General features: G+C 66.7%; 16 protein-coding genes and 2 rRNA genes. 11 read left to right on the top strand and 7 right to left on the bottom strand.

Annotation, left to right across the window (positions count from 1 at the left end):
- Positions 1 to 455 (top strand): 23S ribosomal RNA (locus DI624_RS04030); the annotation flags it as partial.
- Positions 456 to 622: 167 nt separating this feature from the next.
- Positions 623 to 737, top strand: a 5S ribosomal RNA gene (gene rrf, locus DI624_RS04025).
- A 336-nt stretch (positions 738 to 1,073) separates the two neighbouring features.
- On the opposite strand, the gene DI624_RS04020 is transcribed toward rrf, so the two are convergent.
- The 4 genes from DI624_RS04020 to DI624_RS04005 are packed head-to-tail and all read right to left on the bottom strand — an operon-like array spanning position 1,074 to position 6,101.
- Positions 1,074 to 1,475 carry a RidA family protein gene (locus DI624_RS04020; RefSeq protein ID WP_291536155.1) on the bottom strand — a complete coding sequence of 134 codons (402 nt, stop codon included), beginning with the start codon at positions 1,473 to 1,475 and terminating at the stop codon, positions 1,074 to 1,076.
- Between the two features lie 2 nt (positions 1,476 to 1,477).
- Entirely contained in the window at positions 1,478 to 2,905 is a 1,428-nt protein-coding gene (locus DI624_RS04015) for an MFS transporter (RefSeq protein ID WP_291536153.1), read from the bottom strand.
- Positions 2,902 to 4,515 carry an FAD-binding protein gene (locus DI624_RS04010; RefSeq protein ID WP_291536152.1) on the bottom strand — a complete coding sequence of 538 codons (1,614 nt, stop codon included), beginning with the start codon at positions 4,513 to 4,515 and terminating at the stop codon, positions 2,902 to 2,904. Before DI624_RS04010 ends, DI624_RS04015 begins: the two co-directional genes overlap by 4 nt.
- Positions 4,516 to 4,553: 38 nt before the next feature.
- Positions 4,554 to 6,101, bottom strand: a complete 1,548-nt coding sequence (locus tag DI624_RS04005) for a N,N-dimethylformamidase beta subunit family domain-containing protein (RefSeq protein ID WP_291536151.1) — start codon at positions 6,099 to 6,101, stop codon at positions 4,554 to 4,556.
- A 238-nt stretch (positions 6,102 to 6,339) separates the two neighbouring features.
- Between DI624_RS04005 and DI624_RS04000 the strand changes: the two genes are divergently transcribed.
- The 3 genes from DI624_RS04000 (at position 6,340) to DI624_RS03990 (ending at position 10,665) form a co-directional block, all read left to right on the top strand.
- Positions 6,340 to 8,607 carry a TonB-dependent receptor gene (locus DI624_RS04000; RefSeq protein ID WP_291536150.1) on the top strand — a complete coding sequence of 756 codons (2,268 nt, stop codon included), beginning with the start codon at positions 6,340 to 6,342 and terminating at the stop codon, positions 8,605 to 8,607.
- A gap of 34 nt (positions 8,608 to 8,641) precedes the next feature.
- On the top strand, positions 8,642 to 9,805 hold the full coding sequence (locus DI624_RS03995) for an MFS transporter (protein WP_291536149.1): 1,164 nt from the start codon (positions 8,642 to 8,644) through the stop codon (positions 9,803 to 9,805).
- A 215-nt stretch (positions 9,806 to 10,020) separates the two neighbouring features.
- Entirely contained in the window at positions 10,021 to 10,665 is a 645-nt protein-coding gene (locus tag DI624_RS03990) for a TetR/AcrR family transcriptional regulator (RefSeq protein WP_291536148.1), read from the top strand.
- On the opposite strand, the gene DI624_RS03985 is transcribed toward DI624_RS03990, so the two are convergent.
- Entirely contained in the window at positions 10,662 to 12,092 is a 1,431-nt protein-coding gene (locus tag DI624_RS03985; protein WP_291536147.1) for a coniferyl aldehyde dehydrogenase, read from the bottom strand. The genes DI624_RS03990 and DI624_RS03985 overlap by 4 nt on opposite strands.
- Before the next feature lie 106 nt (positions 12,093 to 12,198).
- Here DI624_RS03985 and DI624_RS03980 point away from each other — a divergent pair, with 106 nt between their 5' ends.
- The 5 genes from DI624_RS03980 (at position 12,199) to DI624_RS03960 (ending at position 18,057) form a co-directional block, all read left to right on the top strand.
- Positions 12,199 to 13,488, top strand: a complete 1,290-nt coding sequence (locus DI624_RS03980) for an aminotransferase class III-fold pyridoxal phosphate-dependent enzyme (protein WP_291536146.1) — start codon at positions 12,199 to 12,201, stop codon at positions 13,486 to 13,488.
- Between the two features lie 12 nt (positions 13,489 to 13,500).
- Positions 13,501 to 14,445: a carbohydrate kinase family protein gene (locus DI624_RS03975; RefSeq protein WP_291536145.1), complete on the top strand. Its 945-nt coding sequence runs from the start codon at positions 13,501 to 13,503 to the stop codon at positions 14,443 to 14,445.
- Positions 14,442 to 15,089, top strand: coding sequence for a class II aldolase/adducin family protein (locus DI624_RS03970; RefSeq protein ID WP_291536144.1), 648 nt, complete (start codon positions 14,442 to 14,444; stop codon positions 15,087 to 15,089). Before DI624_RS03975 ends, DI624_RS03970 begins: the two co-directional genes overlap by 4 nt.
- A gap of 118 nt (positions 15,090 to 15,207) precedes the next feature.
- Positions 15,208 to 17,244, top strand: a complete 2,037-nt coding sequence (locus DI624_RS03965; RefSeq protein ID WP_291536143.1) for a TonB-dependent receptor — start codon at positions 15,208 to 15,210, stop codon at positions 17,242 to 17,244.
- Between the two features lie 75 nt (positions 17,245 to 17,319).
- On the top strand, positions 17,320 to 18,057 hold the full coding sequence (locus DI624_RS03960) for a Crp/Fnr family transcriptional regulator (RefSeq protein ID WP_291536142.1): 738 nt from the start codon (positions 17,320 to 17,322) through the stop codon (positions 18,055 to 18,057).
- On the opposite strand, the gene DI624_RS03955 is transcribed toward DI624_RS03960, so the two are convergent.
- Together DI624_RS03955 and cydD are read right to left on the bottom strand one after the other, a co-directional pair.
- Positions 18,054 to 19,709, bottom strand: coding sequence for an ATP-binding cassette domain-containing protein (locus DI624_RS03955; RefSeq protein WP_291536141.1), 1,656 nt, complete (start codon positions 19,707 to 19,709; stop codon positions 18,054 to 18,056). The two genes, DI624_RS03960 and DI624_RS03955, sit on opposite strands and share 4 nt — an antisense overlap.
- Positions 19,706 to 21,310 (bottom strand): thiol reductant ABC exporter subunit CydD, encoded by a 1,605-nt coding sequence (gene cydD, locus DI624_RS03950; RefSeq protein WP_291536140.1) that lies wholly within the window; start codon positions 21,308 to 21,310, stop codon positions 19,706 to 19,708. Before cydD ends, DI624_RS03955 begins: the two co-directional genes overlap by 4 nt.
- 194 nt (positions 21,311 to 21,504) lie before the next feature.
- Between cydD and DI624_RS03945 the strand changes: the two genes are divergently transcribed.
- On the top strand, positions 21,505 to 23,085 hold the full coding sequence (locus DI624_RS03945; protein WP_291536163.1) for a cytochrome ubiquinol oxidase subunit I: 1,581 nt from the start codon (positions 21,505 to 21,507) through the stop codon (positions 23,083 to 23,085).
- The last annotated feature ends 8 nt before the right edge of the window (positions 23,086 to 23,093 follow it).

Genomic DNA, 23,093 nt, shown 5'->3' with positions numbered 1-23,093 from the left:
ATAACAGGCTGATTTTGCCCAAGAGTCCATATCGACGGCAAAGTTTGGCACCTCGATGTCGGCTCATCACATCCTGGGGCTGGAGCAGGTCCCAAGGGTATGGCTGTTCGCCATTTAAAGTGGTACGTGAGCTGGGTTCAGAACGTCGTGAGACAGTTTGGTCCCTATCTGCCGTGGGTGTTCGAAGCTTGAGAGGATCTGTCCCTAGTACGAGAGGACCGGGATGGACATACCTCTGGTGTACCTGTCATGGCGCCAGCTGTGCAGCAGGGTAGCTAAGTATGAGGGTAGCTAAGTATGGAATAGATAACCGCTGAAAGCATCTAAGCGGGAAACTAACCTCAAAACAAGGCTTCGCTGAGGATCGTGGAAGACTACCACGTCGATAGGCCAGGTGTGGAAGCGCGGCGACGCGTGAAGCTTACTGGTACTAATAATCCGATCGGTTTGATCGTTTCTCAGCAAAACTCATTCGATGATCGTTCAAACCTGAACGATCGCAGACAATGTCTTCTTCATCCTTGTTCAAGCTAAGGCGCTAGCGCTTCTTGAACATTGGATAATGTCTGGCCTCAAGTAGGGCGAAAGCCCGATAGGCCAAACATCATATGTGCTTGGTTGACCTGGTGACTATGTCGGAGGTTCCCCACCCGATCCCATTCCGAACTCGGTCGTTAAGCCCTCCAGAGCCAATGGTACTTCGTCTCAAGGCGCGGGAGAGTAGGTCGTCGCCGGGTCTACCAAGCACATATGATCTACGCGCTAACGGCCTTGGGCCTACTCGAGCGCGCTTCTCGAACACTTTCTTCCTTCGCGAACGACCGCTTGCCGCGGGATGGAGCAGCCCGGAGGTTCAAATCCTACTCCCGCACCCAAATCATAAAACCCGCCTGATGAAAGTCAGGCGGGTTTTGCTACTGGTTAGGCTTCGGCCTCAGTCAGCCTGCGCTATCAGTTGAAGGCGAGCGGATCAGGCAAGCCGACCGATCAGCTTTCACATGGGGTCCAGGCTGAGTTCGTCAGAAACAGCCTGCGACTTTATGACAATTCTCGACGGACGGAATACTTTACCATCAGATGGGTTTCTCAATTTCGTAGGCATTGAGACGAACCGTAACCTCCACCTCCAGCAGGGCCTTGGGATCGGGCAGGGCGGCGATGATCATGGTTTGGGCGGGGCGGGATTTTCCGAACTTTTCCTGCAGAACGGGAACGATGGCGGGCAGGTTGGCGCGGTCGCTGACGAACAGACGAACATGGGTGGTCTGGTCCAGCGAAGCCCCCGCCTGATCGAGGGCGCGCTCGATGATGAGAAAGGCGTTCCGCGCCTGAGCGGTGAAATCGTCAGGCAGTTCGCGTGTTTCGGGATCGACGCCGACGGTGCCCGAGACGAACACGAAGCCGCCGTCGATCACCGCCCTCGAATAGGCGGCGATCTCTTCCATCGGCGAGCCGGAACTGATGGTCTGGCGCATGGTCATGCCTCCTGAGCGATCCGGCCGCCGCCGCGTACGAAGTGGAGCAGGGCGAGGCCGATCGCCATCAGAACGACGATGGGCACGAAGCCGGCCTGCTGGCTGCGGAAGGCGCGGGTGAAGGCGTCGACCAGCAACGGCCCCAGCCACATGGTCGCCGTCTGCGACAGAGCGAACAGGCCGAAGAATGTGCCGGCCTCTTCGGGCGGAGTGAGGCGCGTCATCAGGGTGCGCGAAGACGCCCAGGAGGCGGTCCCGAACACCGAGACCACGATGGCGGCCGCCAGATAGACCATCTCGGGAACGGAGCCGAAAAGGCCAGTCCAAAGACGGGCTTCGCCTGGCGACCAGAAGTAGAGGATGCGCGTCGGCGATGTGGTGATCTGAGCGACGAGGGCGATGATCGTCACCCATATTTCGAGCTTGAAGGCGCCGCGAGGCCCCAAGCGATTGTCCAGCCAACCGCCGAAGACGCCGCCCGCCACGCCTGCGATGCAGACGATGAGACCCAGCGCCAGCAATTCGGTGACGCCCCAGCCCATGACTCCGGCCGCATAAACCCCGCCGAACACCAGCATGGCCATCTTGCCGTCTATGTAGAACATCCGCGCCAGCAGATAGACCCCGACATCTCGCGGGACCCGGGCCGAACGCACCAGCGAGATCAGGTGGCGGGCCCCGTCGCCGAAGGCCTTGCCCGCCGGCACGCCGGTCGGCTTGGCGTCGCGGGCGAACAGAAACAGCGGGACGGCCCCCAGCAGCAGAAACAGCCCGACGATCGGCCCGCTGATCCGCTCGGGCTCGCGCAGCGTCGCGTCCAGGCCGAACAGGGGAGTGGCGACAGGCCAACCGGGCTGGCCGGGCAGGACGAAGAATGCGAGCACAGCCACCAGCATGAAGATGGAGGTGGCGTTGCCGAGCGAGAACGCCATGCCTGAAGCGGCGGCCTGGTCAGGCCGTCGGACCGCGCTCATCAGCATGGCGTTGTAAAAGACGTCGGCATAGGACAGCAGAACCGCGATGGCGGTCAACATCGCTACGCCGGCCAACACGCCCAAGCCCGGCGTCCCGGCCGGCGTCAGCGCCCACAAAGCGATGATCAGCGGCGCCGTTATCAGCGTCAGAGCCAGCAGCCAGGGGCGGCGCGCGCCCATCTGATCCACAGCCGCCCCCAGGAAGGGCGCCGTCGCGGCGACGAACAGATTGGAGGCCAGGCTGTATCCCGCGACGACAGACTGGCCGCGGACGGCGTCGCCAACCACCGCCGTCGCGAAATAGGGCACGAAGACATAGGTGCCGATCAGGATGATGTAAGGGTCGCGCGCGCCCTGGTACAGGGACCAGGCCCAGGCGCTGAGGTCCAGCCGGGAACGGGCCTTGGACGGCGGCGTGGCCGCTTCGGGGACCGGAAGGTCGGTGATCTCGGTCATGCGTCTTCACCCTTGGCGAGGCTGATGGAATTGGCGCGCGCCAGGCTCTCGGCGCAGATGAAGCCCCAGGTCAGGACGGGGCCGATGGTGGTCCCGGTCCCGACCGCGCGGGAGCCGAAAGGATTGGCCATGGCGTTGCCGGCTGCGTAGAGGCCCGAGATGGGGCGACCGGCGACATCGACGACCTGGCCGCCCGGCGTCGTGCGCGGTCCGCCCTTGGTGCCCATCAGCGAAATGTTGAAGGGCATCGCGACGAAGGGCGCGCGCCGAATTTCGGCCAAGGCGCCCGCCTTTCCGGCGATCAGGCGGTCGTAGCCGCTTTCGCCCCGGTGGAAGTCGTCGTCGCGCCCCTGACGGGCGAACCGGTTGAAGCGTTCGACGGTGCGGTCCAGTTCGGCGGCGTCGAGACCGCAGGCGGTCGCCAGGGCTTTCAGGGTGGGCGCGCGCTTCATCCAGCCCGGCAGTCGGCGGGCGTAGACGCCGACGACCGGAGCGGAGCGGAGCATGTCCGCGTCGCCGATCACCCAGGCGGGCAGGCGACTTTCGCCGTCCGGGCCGCGCTCCAGCAGAGCCTCGCCGAAGTTGAAGTCGTATTCGTCGCCGAAGCGTCGCGCGGTCTTGTCCACGACAATGGCGTGGCGGTTGGCCTGGAAGCGCAGCGGCATGCCGTGGATCCGGCCTTCGTAGCGCGTCGGCAGAGCCCCAGCGATGTTGGCTTGGTCCATGCGGGCCAATCCGGCCCCCGCCTCGCGGGCGAATTTCTGGCCGTCGCCCGTATTGGTGGATGGGCTGCACAGGAAGTCGAGCGGCTCGGGGAAATGTTCGCGATACATCGCGTGGTCCCATTCGAATCCGCCCGTCGCGATGACGACGCCCAGGCGAGCCGACACTCGGCATAGCAGGTCATCCTGCCTGACCAAGGCGCCGGCGACGCGGCCGGGGCCGCCCATGATCGGCGACATCGCCCGGGCTTCCAGCGCCAGGCGGACATTGCCGGTATCCAGACAGCCGCTTAGGAGGCCAGGCATCAACGCCGAACCCTGGGCGGCCAGGCCCCTGGCTTTGCGGGCCAGAATCTTCGCGCCATTGCGGGCGTAGGCCCGAACGGGCGCATGCACGAAGCCTGCCCAGATCATCTCCTCGTAGGTGAGATCGTGCGGCTGGGTCGAACGGCGCAGCCGTTCCGCAAAGGCCCCCGCCATGGCCCGGGGCAGGGGGGCGGGAGAGAGCATTCTCCCTTTCATCACGGCCCCGGGCGCCTCCAATATCGGATCGGGCTCGGACAGGATTTCAAAACGGATCGGCGTGCGCGTTTCGAGCAGGTCCAGCATACGGGGCGCGGCTTCGACGAAGGCGCGCCATAGGGGGTCCTCCTCCTCCGCCCAACCCTCAGGCGCCACCGCGCGGATATAGGCCAGGGCCGTCTCCGGGTCGTCCGCGACCCCGGCGGCGCGGGCATGGCGGTTGCCAGGAATCCACGCTCCGGCGCCGGACATGGCGCTGGTCCCGCCCCATAGGCCGGACTTCTCCACGACCAACACGTCCAGCCCATCGACCGCGGCGCGCAGCGCGCAGGACAAAGCCGCAGCGCCCGAGCCTAAGATGAGCACGTCGCAATGGGCGTCTTGCCCGAGGCGGACGCCGGGCCTCATGATGTCTTTTCAGGCTCGACGCCGAAGCGCGTCAGCACGTTGCGGGTGATCCGCGCGATATAGGGATCGCCGGCCGCCAGGCCGTGCGCCCATTCGGTGGTGCCCGCGTTGAACACCTCGCCCTCGCCGCGTTTGAAGCTGGCCAGGATGGCGTGGCCTTTCAGGATCTTAGCCTGGGATTCGGGCGTATCGTCGCCGTAGACGACCTTGGCGATGACATCGAGTTTCTCGGGCGGGATGACAGGCGCATAGCCGCGTCCCGCTTCTTCTCCGAAAGCACAGGGAACGAGGCCGATGATCTCCAGGTTCTCGGGCACGCCGACCATCGGCGTGGCGCGCGGCAGGCCGTTGTCGTCGAACTGGAACCGGCAGCCGTCGCTCTCATAGCCGACCAAGGGCACCTGGTCCCCGATGACGTCGCCATAGAACAGGTCGGAGCCTTCCAGCGCCCAATGACGGTCGTCATAGATGGTGAAGCCCGCCTGGCCCCGCGACGCGCACATTCCCAGGCGGTGATAGCCGCCGAAGACGAAGCTGAGACCCGTAAGTTCGGCTTCGGGCCGGGCGAAGTTCGGATGAGACCACAGGTGGGTGGCGTTGGCGGGATCGTTCCGATCCTCGGCCGCGTCGAAGCCACGCCACTTCCTGCAGACATAGGTCTTGCCATCGTCGTCCCAGCGCACCTTCCAGAAGCAAGTGTTTCCCGACAGGATGGCCAGACCGCCCCCCGCATCGACGAAGCGCTCGATCTGGTCGCGTTCACGCCCGGACCAGTATTCGCTGTGCCCCACGAACAGCGCGCAGCTGTAGTCTTTCAGGACATCGTCCTCGGCGTCGAGATCGTAGTCGGTGTGGTAGTCCAGAGCATAACCTTCGCCTTCCGCCCATTCGACGAAGCGGTGTTCCCATTTGTTCAGGAAGCCGGCGGAACCGTCATAGGGTGAACAACCATTGGCGATCATCCAGTCGTAATCGGCGGCGAAGGGTTGTTCCTCGAAGCCTCGCTTGCGCAGATTGATCAGGCGCGGCGCATCGTCCGGCGCGCCGACGATCAACGGTATGAAGGGGCGCTGGGTCGACAAAACGCCGATCGCATCGTCCATCGCATCGGCGAAGGATTTCCTCCCCGTCATCAGGGAGGTGACGTCGCTATAGGCGTTGGCCCCGCCCCACCAATTGTATGAATGATAGGTGTTGGTCGCCAGGACGATGGCGGCCCGGCTTCCGGTCTGGCCCTTCGCCGGGCGGACGCAGACGAAATGGCGGGCTGACTGGCCGTCGGCGGCGGTCAGCAGCAGGTCGTAGTAGCCGGACGCCCAATCGCCGACGGTGACGGTCAGGCAGGACGGCCACCCGCATCCCTCGGCGTCGGCGGCTGTCGGAATGGGATGTTCCGCGGTCGCGATATCGACATGGGTCTGAACAACGACGCGATTCCGCCCGACCCTTGCGATTTCGAGCTGGCAAAGGCCCTTGGCGCTGGCGTGGACCTGAAAGGTCTCGCCCGGCCGAACGCTCAGTCGATCCGTATAAAGCGCCGTCATCAGCTGTTCCCCAATAGCTGCGATAAGCTAGTGAAGATTATCATTTCGCCGTTGTCAAACGGTCGAGGTGGAAAATTTCACGGACCGTGGCCCCCTGGGGGGTCGTTGCAACGAAACCACGCTCGAGCCCCGCACACGGAAAAATTATAGCGATAGATATTAAATAGTCTTGACTATCGTATCGAGGTTCGAACGATTGTCATGCAACCTTCGCAAGGCCAGTTTGGGGATTCTAGCCGTGAAGTCCATTTTCCTGACGACCGTGTCCGTCGCCTCGGTGATTTCGGGCGCAGCCCTGGCTCAGAGCGAGCCTCAGATAACCGCGCCTTCAGAGGCGGCGACAGTCGCCGACATCGTGGTCACGGCCCAGAAGCGGTCGGAACGATTGCAGGACGTGCCCGTCTCCATCAGCGTGCTGAACACCGAGACGTTGGAGGCGCAAGGCGTCAGCAACGTGATGGCCCTGAACAATCTTGCGCCCGGCCTGCGCGTGTCCAGCGGCGACGCCGCCGCCAGCCCGAAGATATACATTCGGGGCGTGGGGCTGAGCGACTTCAACCCGAACGCCTCCAGCGGCGTCGGAATCTATGTGGACGGCGTCTATATCGGCTCGCCTCTGGCGCAGATGTCGGGTTTTTACGACCTGTCCCAGGTCGAGGTTTTGCGCGGACCCCAAGGCACGCTCTACGGCCGCAACACCAACGGCGGCGCGATCAATATCACGACCAACCGGCCGAGCTTCGACTGGTCAGGCGGCGGTCGTGCGGAATATGCGTCGGAAGATGCGGTCAACCTGCAGGGCGGCGTCGGCGGGCCGATCGTGGATGACGTGCTCGCCTTTCGTCTCGCCGGCCAGTATGTCTCTAGCGACGGCAACACCTATGACCGGGTCTCGGGCAAGGATTTGAACGCGGTCGAATATTATGGCGGTCGTTTTTCGCTGCTGTACACGCCTAGCGCCGACGTCAGCATCCTGGCCTCGGTCAACCATTTCGAGAACCACGGCGACGCCACGACGCCGCAGCATCGGGCCCTGTTCCCGGCGGCGGCGGAGGTCACGGGCGCTGACGGCCAGTGTCTGCCCAGCGCCTACTCCAGTGGTCTTTGCACCGATCTTCTGGGCTACGCGGACACCGACGGCGACGTGCGGGCGGGCGACTACGGCCCCGAGGCGGGCAAGGACAAGGTCCGGCTGAACGGCGCTTCGATCCAGCTGGACTGGACGCTCGGCGGCGTCGATCTCGTCGCCATTTCCGCCTATCAGAACGCAAAGCGCAACGCGTTCGAGAACACCGACTCCAGTCCGCTGCGGATGATCGAGATCAACTATCGGTCGGAGTCGGAATCCTTCAGCCAGGAGCTGCGCCTGCAGAGCAATGATCCGGGCGCCGATCTGAAATGGGTGCTCGGCGCCTATTTCATGGACGAGACGATCAAGGACAATTCGACTCAGGACGTGTTGCGCGATCTGCGGCCGCTGTTCATGTCGCCGGACAATCCGCTCGGCCTCAGCCCTGAAAACACCGTCGGCGTCTTCGGCTATCCCTATACGCAGAAGACGAAGAGCTATGCCTTGTTCGGTCAGGCCGACTATCAACTGACTGACCGACTAGTCGGGACGCTGGGCCTGCGGTGGTCGTCAGACGATCGCGACTTCGACTACCGCAGCGAGATCGAGTACGGCCTGGCTACCATCCTGACCTATCAGAACAGCAAGAGCTTCTCGGCCTGGTCCGGTCGGCTGGGCCTGCGTTATGAACTGAGTCCCGACGCCAACATCTACGCCACCTACAATCGGGGCTTCAAGAGCGGCGGCTTCTTCGGCGGGCTGGCCACCTCGGTGGAACAGCTTCAGCCCTACGACAACGAACAAATCGACGCCTATGAGATCGGCTACAAGGGGCAGTTCTGGGATCGGCGCGCGCGCCTCGACACGTCCTTGTTCTACTACGCCTACAAGGATCAGCAGGTTTTCGCCCAGGCGCTGCGGAACGGACTGACGGTTCTGGTGCTCGATAACGCGGGGGATTCGACCGTGTACGGGGCCGAGGTCGAAGGCTCGGTCTCGCCGATCGACAATCTGGACATCAGCGCCGGCCTGTCGCTGCTGCACGCGGAATACGACGACTTCATTTCGGAAGGCGAGGACTATAGCGGCAACCGGCTGCCGCAGTCGCCGAAGGCGACGCTGAACGCCTCTGTCACCTACACCTGGCCCCTGGGCTCGCGCGGCGACGTCGTCGCCAACCTCAACACCACCTATTCGTCCAAGGTCTATTTCGACAACTCCAACAAGGAGCGTCTGTCGCAGGACGCGGTCTGGAACACGGGCGCGCAGATCAGCTGGCGCTCGGGGAGCTCGGGACTGGAAGCCGGGATATTCGCGCGCAATATCTTCGATGAAGACTGGATCGTGAACATCTCGCCGATCGACAGCCTGGGCGTCGACCTCGTGACCTACAACCGGCCGCGCAGTGTCGGCGTCTTCCTGAGGTACAGCTACTGACCGCACCGGGCCGTTTGGGGGACGTCGGGTGTCGATGCGGGAAGAAGACGCGGAGGCGGCGTTGGGCCTGCCCCGCCAGATCATATGCTTGGCGGTAGGGACCGTCGCCGTGCTGATCGCGGGGCTCCAGCCGCTGATTCTGGGCGGCTGGGGTCACGAGGGCCGCCTTTCCGGGGTCGGGATCGGCCTGGCCGCCATGGGCGAACTGTTCGCGCTGGGCCTCGCCGTCAGTCTGGCGGCGACCTTCCTGAAGCCGACGGCGATGCGGATCAAGATCGCCCTGGCCTGTCTGGGACATGCGGCCGCGACGGTCGCGGGACTGCGACTGACGTCCTACGGGCTGGTGCTGGATCGCTCGATAGCGGGCCTGTTCGAAGGGGTGATGCTGTGGTCGGCGATCAGCATGATCGTCCGATCCGGCTCGGCCGAACGCTGGGCTGGCGTATTCGCCACCGCTCAGACCCTGGCTCAGCTGGCCGTCGCCGCCTCGCTGGCTGCATGGGTCATTCCGCCGTTCGGCGTGAACGGAGGACTGATCGTGCTGACGGTCCTGTCGATCATCGCGGGTTTGGCGGCGTTGTTCGGGCCGGACCGCATGGCGCCGCTGCACAGGGCGGAAAAAGGGCCCGGCGGTCCCTTGGCGTCGAGGCCCACGGCCGGGCTCGTCGCCATATTCTTGTCTCTGGCCTTTATCGTGTCGCTCTGGGTCTATCTGGATCCGTTGGCGCAGCGCGCGGGTCTGTCCAGCGAAACCGCCGGCCTTGTCGTCGCTCTGGCGCTAGCGGCCCAGGTGGCGGGCGGCATGACCGCGACCGTCATCGGACCTCGATGGCGCGCGGGCCCGATCCTTATCGGCGTCGCGGCGTTGCAGGCCGTCGCCCTGGCGGGAATAGGATCGCCGCCCAGTCCATTGGTGTTCGCCGGGGCGGTGGTTCTGTTCGGCTTCCTTTGGATGTTCGCCCTGCCGCTGCATACAGCCCTGATGATCGAGCTTGATCCGACGCGGCGGGCGGCCTTGCAGATTGGAGCGGCGCAACTGCTGGGGTCGAGCTTCGGGCCATTGGTCGCCGGACTGATCGTCGGGGAGGGGGCGGTGTCGAAGGTCTTTCCGGCGTCGGCCGGATTCCTGGCCCTGTCGACAATATTGTTCGTAATCGTTCAGGCCGTCATGTCGCCGCGGCGCACTGAGCGTCGGTGATGCGGAATCCGGCCGTTCGTAAGGAATTCCGTGTCGGAAACAGATGCGACGCCTGGCCGGCTGGCGATCAAAGGCGCTCGAGCGAATCTGATCGTTAGCGTCAGAAGCCCTTGGCGTTACAGTATGGGCCGGTCTATTTCAGGCGTCCCATGACAGAACACCCTGGCCGCCGCAGCGGCCGAAAAGCCAGAACGGCTGGCGAACCGGCTCCATCCGTGTCGCTCGAGGCTAAGCTCAAGCCTTCGCAAAGCCGTGCGCACCAGACCTTCGAAGCCATTCTGGCCGTATCGGGCGAGCTGCTGGCCGAGGTGGGGTTCGAACGGCTCTCGACCAACCTGGTGTGTCAGCGCGCCGGGCTGACGCCGCCGGCGCTCTATCGCTATTTCCCGAACAAATACGCCATTCTCAGCGAATTGGGCCGCCGTTTGATGGACGCCCAGGATCGTGCGGTGTTCGACTGGATCGAAGCTGGCGGCCTGGTCGCGGACTCGATGGACGAGGCGATAGCCAAGAACCGCGAGATTCAGGAAACGGTGAACCAGATCACGCGCGACATGCCTGGCGGCGTGTGGATTCTGAGGGCCATGCGCGCCGTGCCGATGCTGCAGGACATCCGTATCGCTTCGCGCGACAAGGTGGCGCGTCACACAGCCGAACGCTTGTTGGAGCAATATCCGGCATCGAGCACCGAAGAAATCTACGCCGCCACGCGCATCACCACGGAATTGATGATGGCCGCGACCGAAATGGTGCTGGAACAGCCGGACGCCGACGAGGCCCTGGTCACTCAGGAAGTGTGCCGGATGGTATGTCTCTATTATTCGCAGTTCGCCGGCGGAAAGACCCGCTACAACCTCTAACGTCTGATCTGGGCGGCCAAGTACCTGCGGATCGCCGGTCCGAAGGGCGGGCGAAGATCCTTCAGCGGGCCGATATCGCTGGCGATCTGCTCGAACACGGCGCGGCGGTGGCTGAAAGCCATGAAGCCGTCGCGCCCATGATAGGCGCCGAAGCCTGAGGGGCCGACGCCCCCGAACGGCAACCGTTCCTGTGCGACATGGAAGATCACGTCGTTGATGGTCACGCCGCCGCTGCGTGTTCGCCCCAGAACGACATTGCGCTCTTGCGGGTCGGTTCCGAACCAATAGAGCGCCAGTGGGTGGTCATGGGCGTTGACGTAGGCCATGGCGTCTTCGGTCCGGTCGTAGGCCATGACCGGCAGCAGCGGGCCGAATATCTCTTCCTGCATCACCGTCATCTCGTCCGTGGCGCCTAGGATCAAGGTCGGCGCCAGCTTGCGGCTGCCCGAAGGCGCGGTCTCGTCCGCGGGCCTTACCTCGACGATGCGGGCGCCCTTGGCGCGGGCGTCCTCGACGTGGGCCCTCAGTCGCGCCGCATGTCCGTCATGGATGACGGCGGCGTAGTCCGGGTTCGGTTCGATGGTCGGAAAATAGATCGAGGCGGCCCGCGCGGCTTCGCTTGCGAAAGCCTCGACGGCTTCGGCGGGCGCCAGCACATAGTCCGGCGCCAGACAGATCTGGCCGGCGTTCAGGGTCTTGCCGTTCATGATCCGAGCGGCGGCGACGCCCATATCGGCGGTGCGCGACAGGATGGCCGGGCATTTGCCGCCCAGTTCCAGCGTGACGGGCGTCAGGGACCGGGCCGCTGTCGCCATGACCTGACGCCCGACCTGCCCGCCGCCGGTGAAGATCAGGTGATCGAAAGGCAAGGCGGCGAAGGCTTGGCCGACGGCGGCGTCTCCCGTGACGACCGTGACCTCCTCCGGCGCGAACGTTCTGGCGATAAGATCCTGCATCAGCGCCGAGGTCCGGGGCGTCAGCTCCGACGGCTTGATCAGGGCGCGGTTGCCGGCGGCCAGGACGCTGGCCAGGGGTGCGAAGACCAGAAACACCGGAAAGTTCCATGGCGCCATGATCCCGACCACGCCCTTGGGCTGAATCTCGATCCGCGCCCTGGCGCCGAACAGCGCCAGCAGCCCAGGTGTCGGAAGGACGCGCTCGGGCCGCATCCAGCGCTTCAGTTTCGACCGGGCGTACTTCAGGGCGGAGATCGAGGCGGCGATGTCGGTCAGACGCGAAGCTTCGGGCGCGCGCGAGCCGAAATCGGCCTGCATGGCCTCGCACAGCGGATTCTGATGATCGACGAGAAGGTCGATGCATCGCGTCAGGCGGTCGATGCGCGTCGCTGCATCCGGCGCTCCGTCTCGCAGAACGGCGTCGCGTTGCTGCTGGAAAACGACCGTGAGCGTGTTCTCGTCTGACGGCATGGCGAACTCTCCCTGACAAAGGCCATGTTGGCTATCGCGACTCCGTCTTGACGTGGATCGTCCGCACCGTAAAGATAGTGAAGACTATTTTATGTGAGGGCGGGACATGAGCTGGACCAATACGGCGGATCGTCGTTTGCGCGAGCGGGCAGAGGCGGTGATTCCGGGGGGGATGTATGGCCACCAGTCGGTGACGCTGCTGCCCGACGATTATCCGCAATTCTTCTCGAAGGGGCGGGGGGCGTATCTGTGGGATGTCGATGGCAATCGCTACGTCGATTTCATGTGCGGCTATGGCCCCAGCCTGTTCGGCTATGGCGTCGAATCCATCGACCAAGCCTACATTCGCCGCATGGCGGAGGGCGACACTCTGACAGGCCCGGCCGAGGTGATGGTCGAACTGGCGGAAACCTTCACCGCCCAGGTCAGCCACGCCGACTGGGCCATGTTTTGCAAGAACGGAACCGACGCCACCACCATGGCGCTCATGATCGCGCGCAACCACACCCAGAAGAAGACCATCGTGCGGGCGCGCGGCGCCTATCACGGGGCGGCCCCCTGGTGCACGCCCCTGCCGTTGGGCGTGACCACGGCCGACCGCGCCAATCAGATCTTCTACGACTATAATGACGTCGAAAGTCTGGAAGCGGCGGTCAAGGAGGCGGGAGACGACCTGGCCGCCATCTTCGCCTCTCCGATCAAGCACGACACCTTCGTCGATCAGGAAAGTCCGACCGTCGCCTACGCCACAAGGGCGCGCGAACTGTGCGACGAACATGACGCCCTGTTGATCGTCGACGACGTGCGCGCGGGCTTCCGTCTGGCGCGCGATTGCAGCTGGTCGTTGGTGGGGGTGGAGCCGGACCTGTCGACCTGGGGCAAAGCCATCGCGAACGGTCACGCGATTTCGGCTCTGCTGGGCGCCGAAAAGGCGCGGGGTGCGGCGGCTTTCGTCTATGTGACCGGCTCATACTGGTTCTCGGCGGCGCCGATGGCCGCGGCGCTCGAGACCTTCCGCCTGATCCGCGAAACCGACTATCTGGAAAAGACCCAGGCCTTGGGGCGACGGCTGCGCGCAGGCCTGGACGAGGCGGCGGCGCGACGCGGTTTCGCCTTGCGCCAGACCGGGCCGGAAGAACTGCCGTTGATCATGTTCGAGGACGATGCGGACATGGCTAAGGGCTATTTCTGGACCGACGCCCTGATCCGCCGCGGCGTCTACTTCCACCCCTGGCACAACATGTTCTTTTCGGCGGCGATGACCGAGGAAGACATCGACTTCACCCTCGAGGCGGCGGATGAGAGCTTCAAGCTTTTGAAAGCCGCGGGCCCTCTGGAACCGGTCGGCAAGCTTCAGATGGCGCACCAAGCCCTTCAGATGCTGCAGCCACTCTGAGCGGGGTCCGTCATGTCAAAAAGCGGACTGATCTGTCTGGGCCTGACCACGCTGGACGTCGTGGCCTTGCCGATCGACGCCCTGCCTGCCGATGAAGGCACTACCCTGGTCGAACGAATCGTGATCGTGCCGGCTGGCACGGCGGGCGGCGCGGCGATGGTCGCCGCCGCCCTGGGCCTGGAAACCCGTTTGGCGACAGCCTTGGGCGGCGACCTGGCAGGACGCGTCGTACGCTTGGCCTTGGAGGACCTGGGTGTTGACCTGGCGCTCATCGAGACGCTGCCGGACTTGCCGACGTCAACGACCATCCTGGCGGTCAATTCCCAGGGCGGACGTCCGAACTTTCACGCCATGGGCGCAGGCTTCTTCGCAGGTCCGTCCGATGCGATCGCCAAGGCGGCCGGCCAGACGCGGTTCCTGCACTACGCAGGCGTAGGCGGCCCTCGGCTCGACGGGGGGCCTGGCGCGCAACTGCTCGAGACCGCGAAGGCGGCGGGCGCCACCGTCACCTGCGATCTGATATCGCCCCAGCCCGGCGCTCTGGACGAACTGCGCCGCTTGCTCCCCTACGTCGACTATTTCCTGCCCAGCGCGGCCGAGGCGGTGATGCTTTCAGGTCGGGACGATCTGGCCGATGCCGCGCGCTTCTTCACCGACTTCGGCGCGGGGAACTGCATCATCAAGGCAGGCGCTCGCGGCGCCGTCGCCTTGCTGGACGGGGCGGTGATCACGGTTCCTTCCTACGAAATCACGCCGGTCGATACGACCAGTTGCGGCGACGCCTTCTGCGCGGGTTTCATCGTCGCGCTGGACAAGGGCTATAGCCCTCACGATGCTTGCCGTTTTGCTGGAGCGACCGCCGCCCTGGTGGCGCAGGGACCCGGCACCTTGGGCCTGCTCGCCGGCTTCGATGATGTGAAGTCCGCCATGTCCACGCTATCGACGAGAGCAGCATGACCATGACAGATGAAGATCGCCTCCGGGCGGGTGTGGTGGCCGTCATGCGGGCCATGGATGCGCGCGGCCTTAATCGCGGGACATCCGGCAACGTCTCGGCGCGCCTGGGAGAAGCGATGCTGGTGTCGCCCAGCGGCGTTCCGCCAGAGCGTTTGACGCCGGACGCCGTTGTTCGGGTCGAAGCCGACGGATCGACCCCGGCAGGCTCGCTGAAACCGTCCAGCGAATGGCGGATGCACTGGCGGCTTCTGGCGCTGCGTCCCGACTGCAACGCCGTCGTCCATTGTCATTCCCGTCATGCGACAATCCTGGCCTGCGCCAACAAGCCGATCCCGCCGATGCATTATATGGTCGCGGTCGGCGGCGGCGCCTCGGTTCCGGTCGCCCCTTACGCCACCTTCGGTTCGGACGCTCTGGCGGACACCGTGATCGAAACCCTGGGCGGTCGTTACGCCGCGCTGATGGCCAATCACGGCCAAGTCGTCGTCGCGCCCAGCCTGGAGTTAGCCTTGCTGATCGCCGAGGAAATCGAGGAACAGGCTGCCGTCTATTGGGGCACCATCGCGCTGGGCGGCCCAGTTCTGCTCGACAATGCTGAAATGGCCCGCATCCTCGACCGTTTCAGAAGTTACGGGCAAAAGTGAGCGTTAAGGCGTCGTCGCCTGCCCGGGCCGTCCGCGCAATCGGCGTGTTCGCCGCCGGTCGCGGTCATTTCGTCGCCCTGGGCTTTCATGGCGCGCCTCCAGCCCGTATCGAGGACGGATGTTGCAAGACGTTCCTCCCCCCGTCGTCGCGCCCGCCGCCCTGCCCGAGATCGTCGTCACCGCCGCGCGCTTGCCGCCGGCGGCGGCGGACGCGGCCTTTTCTGTGGTCAGGATCGACCAGGCCGTCCTGTCACGTTCGGCGCGGATCGACGAGGCCCTGCGCTCCGTGCCGGCCGTGTCGCTGTTTCGCCGCACCACCAGCCTGGCGGCCAATCCGACGACCCAGGGGCTTTCGCTCAGGGCCATAGCGCCGTCGGGCGCGGGGCGGACGCTGGTGCTGCTGGACGGGGCGCCGCTGAACGATCCGTTCGGAGGCTGGGTGATCTGGTCCCAGGCCGCGCCGGAATCGCTGGAGGGCGTGGACGTGGTGCGCGGCGCGGGATCGGGGCCGTATGGCGCCGGCGCCCTGACCGGCGCGATCACCCTGCGCGAACGCAGCCAGGGCGGGGTGCTGGATGTTTCGGCGGCCGAGCGGGGCGGGATGCGGGCGGCGGGGTCGGCCTCGGCCCGGCTGGGGCCGGTCGCGGTGACGCTGAGCGGCCTGCGCGAGGTCAGCGACGGCTATGTTCCGGTGCGCGGGCCGGCGGCGGGGGCGGCGGACACGCCCCTGGACCTCGACAGCCGCGCCGCCGCCGTTCGGATCGACGGCGCCTTGGGCCGGACCAACCTGTCGATGCGGGCGGCGACCTGGGAGGAGGATCGGGGATCGGGCCTGGCGGGCACGCGCGCCAACGCCAGCGGCCATAGCTTGAGCGCCGCGGTCGCCCAAGCCCCGAGCGCAGACGGCTATGGCTGGCGGCTGCAGGCCTGGCGCATCGACAGCGACTTGGCCAACAGTTCCGCCTCGGTGTCCGCCGACCGGGCGACCACAACCCCGGCGAACGATCAATACAAGACCCCCGCGATCGGCTGGGGCCTGAACGCCGCCCTGCGTCGGCGGGTGTCGGATTTCGCCGGCGGGCGGCTGGAATGGGAACTGGGCGCGGACGCGCGTTTCAACGAGGGACAGACGAACGAGTTCTTCAGCAATCCGACGGGTGCGGGCTTCGCGCGCGGCCGCCGGGCGGGCGGCGAGACCTCGGTCGGCGGGGTCTATGTCGACGGGTCCTGGACAGGCGGCGACTGGCTGGTCGCGGGCGGCGTCCGGGTGGATCGATGGGAGAACAGGGGCGGGTTCCGCGACGAATATACGCTGGCGACAGGCGCCGCGCTGTTGGACGAGACCGACCCGGACCGTTCCGGCGAGGTGGTCAGCGCGCGCCTGGCCGCGCGGCGCGATCTGGGCGGAGGCTATGCGGCGAGGGCGGCGGCCTATTCCGGCTTCCGGCCGGCGACGCTGAACGAACTGCATCGGCCGTTCCGGGTCGGCAACGACATCACCGAGGCCAACGCCGCCCTTACCCCCGAGACGCTGAACGGCGTCGAGACGGGCCTGGCCTTCGACCGCGACGGCCTGCGCTGGGGCGCGACCGTGTTCTGGAATCAGATCGAGGACGCCATCGTCAATGTGACGATCGGGACGGGGCCGGCGACTTTTCCGCGCGCGGGCTTCGTGCCGGCGGGCGGCGTCCTGCGCCAGCGCCAGAACGCCGGCGTCATCGACGCCTGGGGCGTAGAACTGACGGGGACGGCGGACCTGACGCCCGCCCTGTCGCTGAACGGCGCCGTGTCCTGGACCGACGCGACCGTGGACGGCGGGGCGTCGGCGCCGCAACTGACCGGCCTGAGGCCCGCCCAGGCGCCGGAATGGAGCGCGACCGCCGGCCTGGACTGGCGGCTGTCCGGGGCGCTGACCTTGGCGCTGGCCGCGCGGTACGAATCGCGGCGGTTCGACGACGATCTGAACAGCCGCACCCTGGCGGACGCCGTAACCCTGGATGCGCGCGCCGAATGGGCGCTGAATCCGCGCACGACCCTATGGCTTGCGGCGGACAATCTGTTCGACGAGGATGTCGAGGTTTCCCAGACCGGAAACGGGGTCGCCGGCTATGGCCCGCCGCGCGCCGCCAGCATCGGCCTGCGGCTGAGTTACTGATCGTCGCATGGCCGCGCAGGCCGGATTTGCACCGGCGGCCCGCGCGCCTTAGGCTTCCGGCGAACGCGAGGCCTGATGTTGGAATTCCGATCCCTGTCGAACGCATGCCTGGAGCGGCGCCAGAGCACGGTCTGCGACGCCTGCGGCGCGCGGCCGTTCAGCGTCTGCGCCAGCCTGAATTCTAAGGACATGGCGGTGCTGGACGCCATCGCCGAGCAGGTGTCGCTCCAGGCCGATGCGGTTCTGGCGCGCGAAGGCGACCCGGCCAACACCGTGTTCAACATCACCTCCGGCTCGGTGCGGCTCTACAAGCTGCTGGCCGACGGACGGCGGCAGATCATCGGCTTCCTGTTCGCGGGCGACTTCATCGGCCTGGCGTCGGGCAAGGATTACGGCTTCTCGGCGGAGGCGATCGAGCCGACCACCGTGTGCCGGTTCCGCAAAACCGACTATCAGGCGGTCGTCCGCGCGCGACCGGTGCTGGAGGCGGCGCTGCTGGAGCGGGCGATGCATGAACTGGCGGCGGCGCAGAAACAGATGCTGCTGCTGGGCCGCAAGACGGCCAGGGAACGACTGGCCTCCTTCCTGCTGGACCTTCCGGCGCGCGATCCGATGCGGCCGTCGCGCGACAACCGGGTGCGCCTGCCGATGACGCGAGCGGAAATGGCGGACTATCTGGGCCTGACCATCGAGACGGTCAGCCGCGAACTGACCAAGCTGAAGAACGCCCAGGTGATCCAGGCCCTGTCGCTGCACGAGATCGAGGTGGAACGCCCCGACCGGCTGCAGGAACTGGCCGACGGCGAGGTTTAGGCGGCGTTCCGCCGCTCCGAGGCCAGACGGATCCGGCCGTCTTCCGCCAGGCCCTCGATGCGGATCGTGCGGGGACAGAGAGCCATGGGCGGCGTGCGGTGGCTGATCAGGATCAGGCCTTGGCCGCGTTCGGCCAGCCGCCTGTCCAGCGCGGCCAAGACATGGGCTTCGGTCGCGGCGTCCAGTCCCTCGGTCGGTTCGTCCAGCACCAGCCAGGGGGCGGCGCGCAGATAGGCCCGGGCCAGGTTCAGCCGGCGGCGCTCTCCGCCCGACAGCCGTTCCCCGTTCGATCCTACGGGCGCATCCAGACCCAAGGGCTCGGCCATGATTCGTGCAGCCAGGCCGGCATCGTCCAGGGCGCGCCACATCGCCGCCGCGTCGGCCGGGCCGGCCAGACGCAGGTTGTCGCGCACCGAACCGTCCAGCAGCCGCACGTCCTGGGCCGCATAGGCGAACAGGGCGCGGCGATCGCCGGGCGCGATGTCGGCGATGTCGACGCCGCCGATCCGCATCTCGTCCGCCAGGGCGGGGCGCAGACCGATCAGCCGTTCGACCAGGGTCGTCTTGCCGACCCCCGACGGGCCGAACAGGCCTAGACGCGCGGGCGGCGACAGCGGATCGCCTGCGCCGATCAGCGCCACGGCGTCGTCCTGTGGCTTGAGGGGGTATTCGGTCGCCACGTCGGGCAGGGCCGCATCCAGCCGGGCCTGGGCCTGGGCGGCGGCGCCGTTCTGATGCAGGGCGGCGACCAGGCCGCCGGCGGCCTCGATCCCCATGATGGCGGCCAGGGCGGCCAGGGCCGTCAGCGGCAGGGCGGCCCCGGCGCTGGCCGGCACGACCAGGGCGACCGCGACCGCGACCGCCACGGCCTGCCAGGCGGCCATCCAGCCGGCGGCCTCGGTCAGGGCGATCTGGGCCCGGTCGTGGTCGGCCGCCGCCGTCGCCGCCTGCTCCACGGCCCAGCGCTCCAGCCCATAGGCCTTGAGCTCGGGCGTGACGGCCTCCAGGGCGGCCAGTCGGTCCTTCAGCGCCCCGACCGTCAGTTGGGCCGCGCGTCCCGCCGGTTCGGCCAGGCGTCGGGCGATCACGACGCCGCCGATGCAGGCCGACGCCATCGACAGCAACAGGGCCAGGCCGGCCAGCGGCGTCGCCAGGCTGGCCAGGGCGATGGCGGCGACGGCCCCTGCGCCCAGGCTGACGGGGACGGAGCGACGCACGAACAGGGTCTGGATCGCATCGACATCCTGCACCAGCCGGGCGGACATCTCGCCGGACGACAGGCCAAGGGCGGTTTCGGGCGCACCGTCGGCGATAGCGCGGAACAGTTGCGGGCGAAGCCGGGCCAGGGCCTTCAGCGCCGCTTCGTGCCCGGCGACCCGTTCGACATATCGGCCTCCGGTGCGCAGGATGGCCAACAGGCGGATGATGGCGCTGGGCATCATGTAGTTGAAGCTCTGGGCCGCCGCCGCGCCCGCCGCCCCGGCGAAGGCGGCCCCGGTGATGAACCAGCCCGACAGGCCCAACAGGCAGACGGCCGCCACCGTGACCACGGCGCCTGCGGCGGCCGCCAGCCGAAGGCGGGCGCGCTGTTCCTGGGTCTGGGCGGCGATCAGTCCGCCGATCCGCCCGCCCGCCCGAATCGTCCGGCTCATAGCTGCACCACCCGGTCGGCCAGGGCCGCGACGGCCGGGGAGTGGGTGGCGATCAGGGTGGTGCGGCCGCGCGCCGCCCGGGCGATGACGGCGATCATCGCCTGTTCGGAGGCCGGATCCAGATTGGCCGTCGGTTCGTCCAGCAGCAGGATGGGCGCGCGTTTCAGCAGGGCGCGGGCCAAGCCCAGGCGCCGCCGTTCGCCGCCCGACAGGCCGCCGCCACGCTCGTCGATCCGACGATCCAGGTCGCCCGTCAGGCCGGCCGTGCGCGCCGCCAGGGCCACCCGGCCCGGACAACTGGCGGGATCGGCCAGGGCTATGTTGCGGGCGAGGTCGCCCGGCACGACGATAGGCTGCTGGCTGGCCCAGGCGATGCGGCCGGCGACATCGCCGTCCACGCCCAGTTTCGCTGCGCCGATCTCGACTTCGCCTCCGCTCAGGGGCGCAAGGCCCAGCAGCAGGTGCAGCAGGCTGGACTTGCCCGCCCCGCTGGCCCCCGTCAGGGCGACGATCTGGCCGGGCGCGACGTCCAGGTCGAAGTTTCGAATGACCGGCGTGCGGCCGTCATAGGCGACGGACACGTCCCGGAAGCGGATGGCCGGCGCCAGGTCGCCCAGCGGCGCGCGCGGCCGTTCGACCGGGGCGGGCGTGACCACCGAAGGCGCGGCGGCCTCCGCGGCCTGGCGGTCGTGATAGGCCGCGGCCAGCCGGCGCAGCGGCTGATAGACCTCCGGCGCCAGGGCCAGGACGAAGAAGGCGCGCGGCAGGTCCAGCGCCTCCGGCACGGGGAAGGGCAGCAGCCGCAGCAGGTTGAACCCGCAATAGACCGCGATCAGGGCCACCGACAGGGCCGAGAAGAACTCCAGGACCCCCGACGACAGGAAGGCGATCCGCATCACCCGCGCGGTGCGGCGTTCCAGTTCGTTCGACGCCTGGGCGATCTGGTCGGTCGTGCGGCCGACCGCATCGAAGGCCAGGATGGCGGGCAGGGTGCGCACCCGGTCGATGAACAGGCCCGACAGCCGCTCCAGCGCCTGAAACTGGCGACGGCTCTCGCCCGCTGCGGCTGTCCCGGCCAGGGCCATGCCGACGATGAAGGGAAACAAGGTGAACAAAAGCACGCCCGCCGCCACGGGGCTGGCCACGGCCGCCGCCGCGATCAGCAGCAGGGGCGACAGGGCGGCGGCCAGGCGCAAGGGAGCGAACCGGGCGTAGTAGCCGTCCAGCGCGCCGATCCCTTCGACCAGGGCGGTCAGGCGATCGTTCGAACGCAAGCCCCGGCCGAACAGATCGGCCAGAAGCCGGCCGCGCACCTCGGTCTTGACCGCCCGTCCCAGCCGTGCGCCCACGACGACGGCGGCCTGGCCGATCATGGCGCGCGAGACCAGGCTGAGAACGGCCAGCGCCAGCCAGGGGGCGGCTGCGATCAGGCCGTGCTGGAAGTTCGAAATCGCCAGGGCCAGGCCGGCGGCGAAACCGATAGCGGGAACCACGTCCGCCACGGTCAGCAGCCCCGCCGCCGTCGCCAGGCGACGCCAGGGCCGGCCGGCGGCTTTCAGCCAGGCGGCCGGCGCGACGGCATCGGGCGAAATGGCGGTCATCGACAAACTCCAGCACACGCCATCGCCGCACGCTACTCAACAAAACGTCGTTGGACGAAGTGTCCAAGGACGAATAGTCCACTAGGGTCCTGCGTCAGAGTTCGCTTTGATCGAGATCAAGGCGACCCGTCTGGCGGCCTTCTAGGGCGGTGGAAACGCCGGCGACCGGGCTGGCGTGACGGAGCAAAGCCATGATCGACCTCGCGGTCGTCGACCTGTCCCGGCTGCAGTTTGCGCTGACGGCCCTTTATCACTTTCTATTCGTGCCCCTGACCCTGGGGCTGTCGTTCATGCTGGTCATCATGGAGTCGATCTATGTGATGACCCGGCGGCCGATCTGGCGAACGATCACCCGTTTCTGGGGCGTGCTGTTCGGCATCAACTTCGTGTTGGGCGTCGCGACCGGCATCACCATGGAGTTCCAGTTCGGCATGAACTGGAGCTACTACAGCCACTATGTCGGCGACATCTTCGGCGCGCCGCTGGCCATCGAAGGGCTGATGGCCTTCTTCCTGGAGGCGACCTTCGTCGGGCTGATGTTCTTCGGCTGGGACAAGCTGAAGCCGCACGCCCACCTGTTCGTCACCTTCATGGTGGCGCTGGGCACCAATCTGTCGGCCCTATGGATCCTGATCGCCAACGGCTGGATGCAGAACCCCGTGGGCTCCGCCTTCAATCCCGACACCATGCGGATGGAGGTGACGGACTTCATGGCCGTGCTGTTCAACCCGGTGGCCCAGGCCAAGTTCGTCCACACGGTCTCGGCCGGTTACGTGATCGCCTCCGTCTTCGTCCTGGGGGTTTCGGCCTTCTATATGCTGCGCGGCAAGCATGTCGGCTTCGCCAAGCGGTCGATGACGGTGGCCTCGGCCTTCGGCCTGGCGGCGTCCCTGTCCGCCGTCGTTCTGGGCGACCAGTCGGGCTACGCCCTGACCGACAACCAGAAGATGAAGCTGGCCGCCCTGGAGGCCATGTGGCACACCGAGCCGGCGCCGGCCGGTCTGACCCTGGTCGGCATACCTTCGATGAAGGACCGCGAGACCCACTTCGGCATCCATGTGCCATGGGTCATGGGCCTGATCGCGACGCGCACCATCGACAAGCCGGTGGAGGGCATCTTCGAACTGGTGGCCACGGCTCAGGATCGCATCGAATCCGGCGTGATCGCCTATGACGCCCTGGAGAAGGTCAAGGCCAACCCGCAGGACATGGCCGCGCGCGGCGTGTTCGAGACGCACCGTCGCGACCTGGGCTACGCCATGCTGCTGAAGCGCCACGTCGCCGACCCGCGCCAGGCCACGCCTGCGCTGATCCAGCAGGCGGCGTGGGAGACGGTGCCGAACGTGCCGCTGCTGTTCTGGTCGTTCCGCATCATGGCCGGCGTCGGTTTCGCCATGATCGCCCTGTTCGCCACCGCCTTCGTCCTGTGCACCCTGCGTAAACACGACACGCGCTGGTTCCTGCGCCTGGCCGTGCTGGCCATGCCGCTTCCGTGGATCGCGGCCGAATTCGGCTGGATACTGGCCGAGGTCGGACGCCAGCCCTGGGCGGTGGAAGGCGTGCTGCCCACCTTCCTGGGCGCATCTTCCCTGACCGTGCCGCAGCTGTGGGCCACCATCGTCGGCTTCACCCTGCTCTACGGCGCCCTGGCGGTGGTCGAGGTGCGGCTGATGCTGTTCGCCATCAAGAAGGGGCCGTTCCACGAACAGGAGACGTTCGGCGAACCCAGCCCCGAAGCGCCGGCCGAGCGCGCTCCCGCGCCCGCCGTGGCCTGACACAAGAC

This window comes from Brevundimonas sp., assembly GCF_003248455.1.
In the GTDB taxonomy this organism is placed as follows: Bacteria; Pseudomonadota; Alphaproteobacteria; order Caulobacterales; family Caulobacteraceae; genus Brevundimonas.
The sequence above is the reverse complement of the archived record's forward strand: the minus strand, read 5'-3'. Positions and strand labels throughout refer to the sequence as shown.

Excerpts from the sequence above, each read along its gene's own strand:
- DI624_RS04020 (WP_291536155.1), bottom strand. The coding sequence starts at position 1,475 with ATGCGCCAGACCATCAGTTCCGGCTCGCCGATGGAAGAGATCGCCGCC.
- DI624_RS04015 (WP_291536153.1), bottom strand. The coding sequence starts at position 2,905 with ATGACCGAGATCACCGACCTTCCGGTCCCCGAAGCGGCCACGCCGCCG.
- DI624_RS04005 (WP_291536151.1), bottom strand. The coding sequence starts at position 6,101 with ATGACGGCGCTTTATACGGATCGACTGAGCGTTCGGCCGGGCGAGACC.
- DI624_RS03995 (WP_291536149.1), top strand. The coding sequence starts at position 8,642 with ATGCGGGAAGAAGACGCGGAGGCGGCGTTGGGCCTGCCCCGCCAGATC.
- DI624_RS03985 (WP_291536147.1), bottom strand. The coding sequence starts at position 12,092 with ATGCCGTCAGACGAGAACACGCTCACGGTCGTTTTCCAGCAGCAACGC.
- DI624_RS03980 (WP_291536146.1), top strand. The coding sequence starts at position 12,199 with ATGAGCTGGACCAATACGGCGGATCGTCGTTTGCGCGAGCGGGCAGAG.
- DI624_RS03975 (WP_291536145.1), top strand. The coding sequence starts at position 13,501 with ATGTCAAAAAGCGGACTGATCTGTCTGGGCCTGACCACGCTGGACGTC.
- DI624_RS03970 (WP_291536144.1), top strand. The coding sequence starts at position 14,442 with ATGACCATGACAGATGAAGATCGCCTCCGGGCGGGTGTGGTGGCCGTC.
- DI624_RS03965 (WP_291536143.1), top strand. The coding sequence starts at position 15,208 with ATGTTGCAAGACGTTCCTCCCCCCGTCGTCGCGCCCGCCGCCCTGCCC.
- DI624_RS03960 (WP_291536142.1), top strand. The coding sequence starts at position 17,320 with ATGTTGGAATTCCGATCCCTGTCGAACGCATGCCTGGAGCGGCGCCAG.
- DI624_RS03955 (WP_291536141.1), bottom strand. The coding sequence starts at position 19,709 with ATGAGCCGGACGATTCGGGCGGGCGGGCGGATCGGCGGACTGATCGCC.
- cydD (WP_291536140.1), bottom strand. The coding sequence starts at position 21,310 with ATGACCGCCATTTCGCCCGATGCCGTCGCGCCGGCCGCCTGGCTGAAA.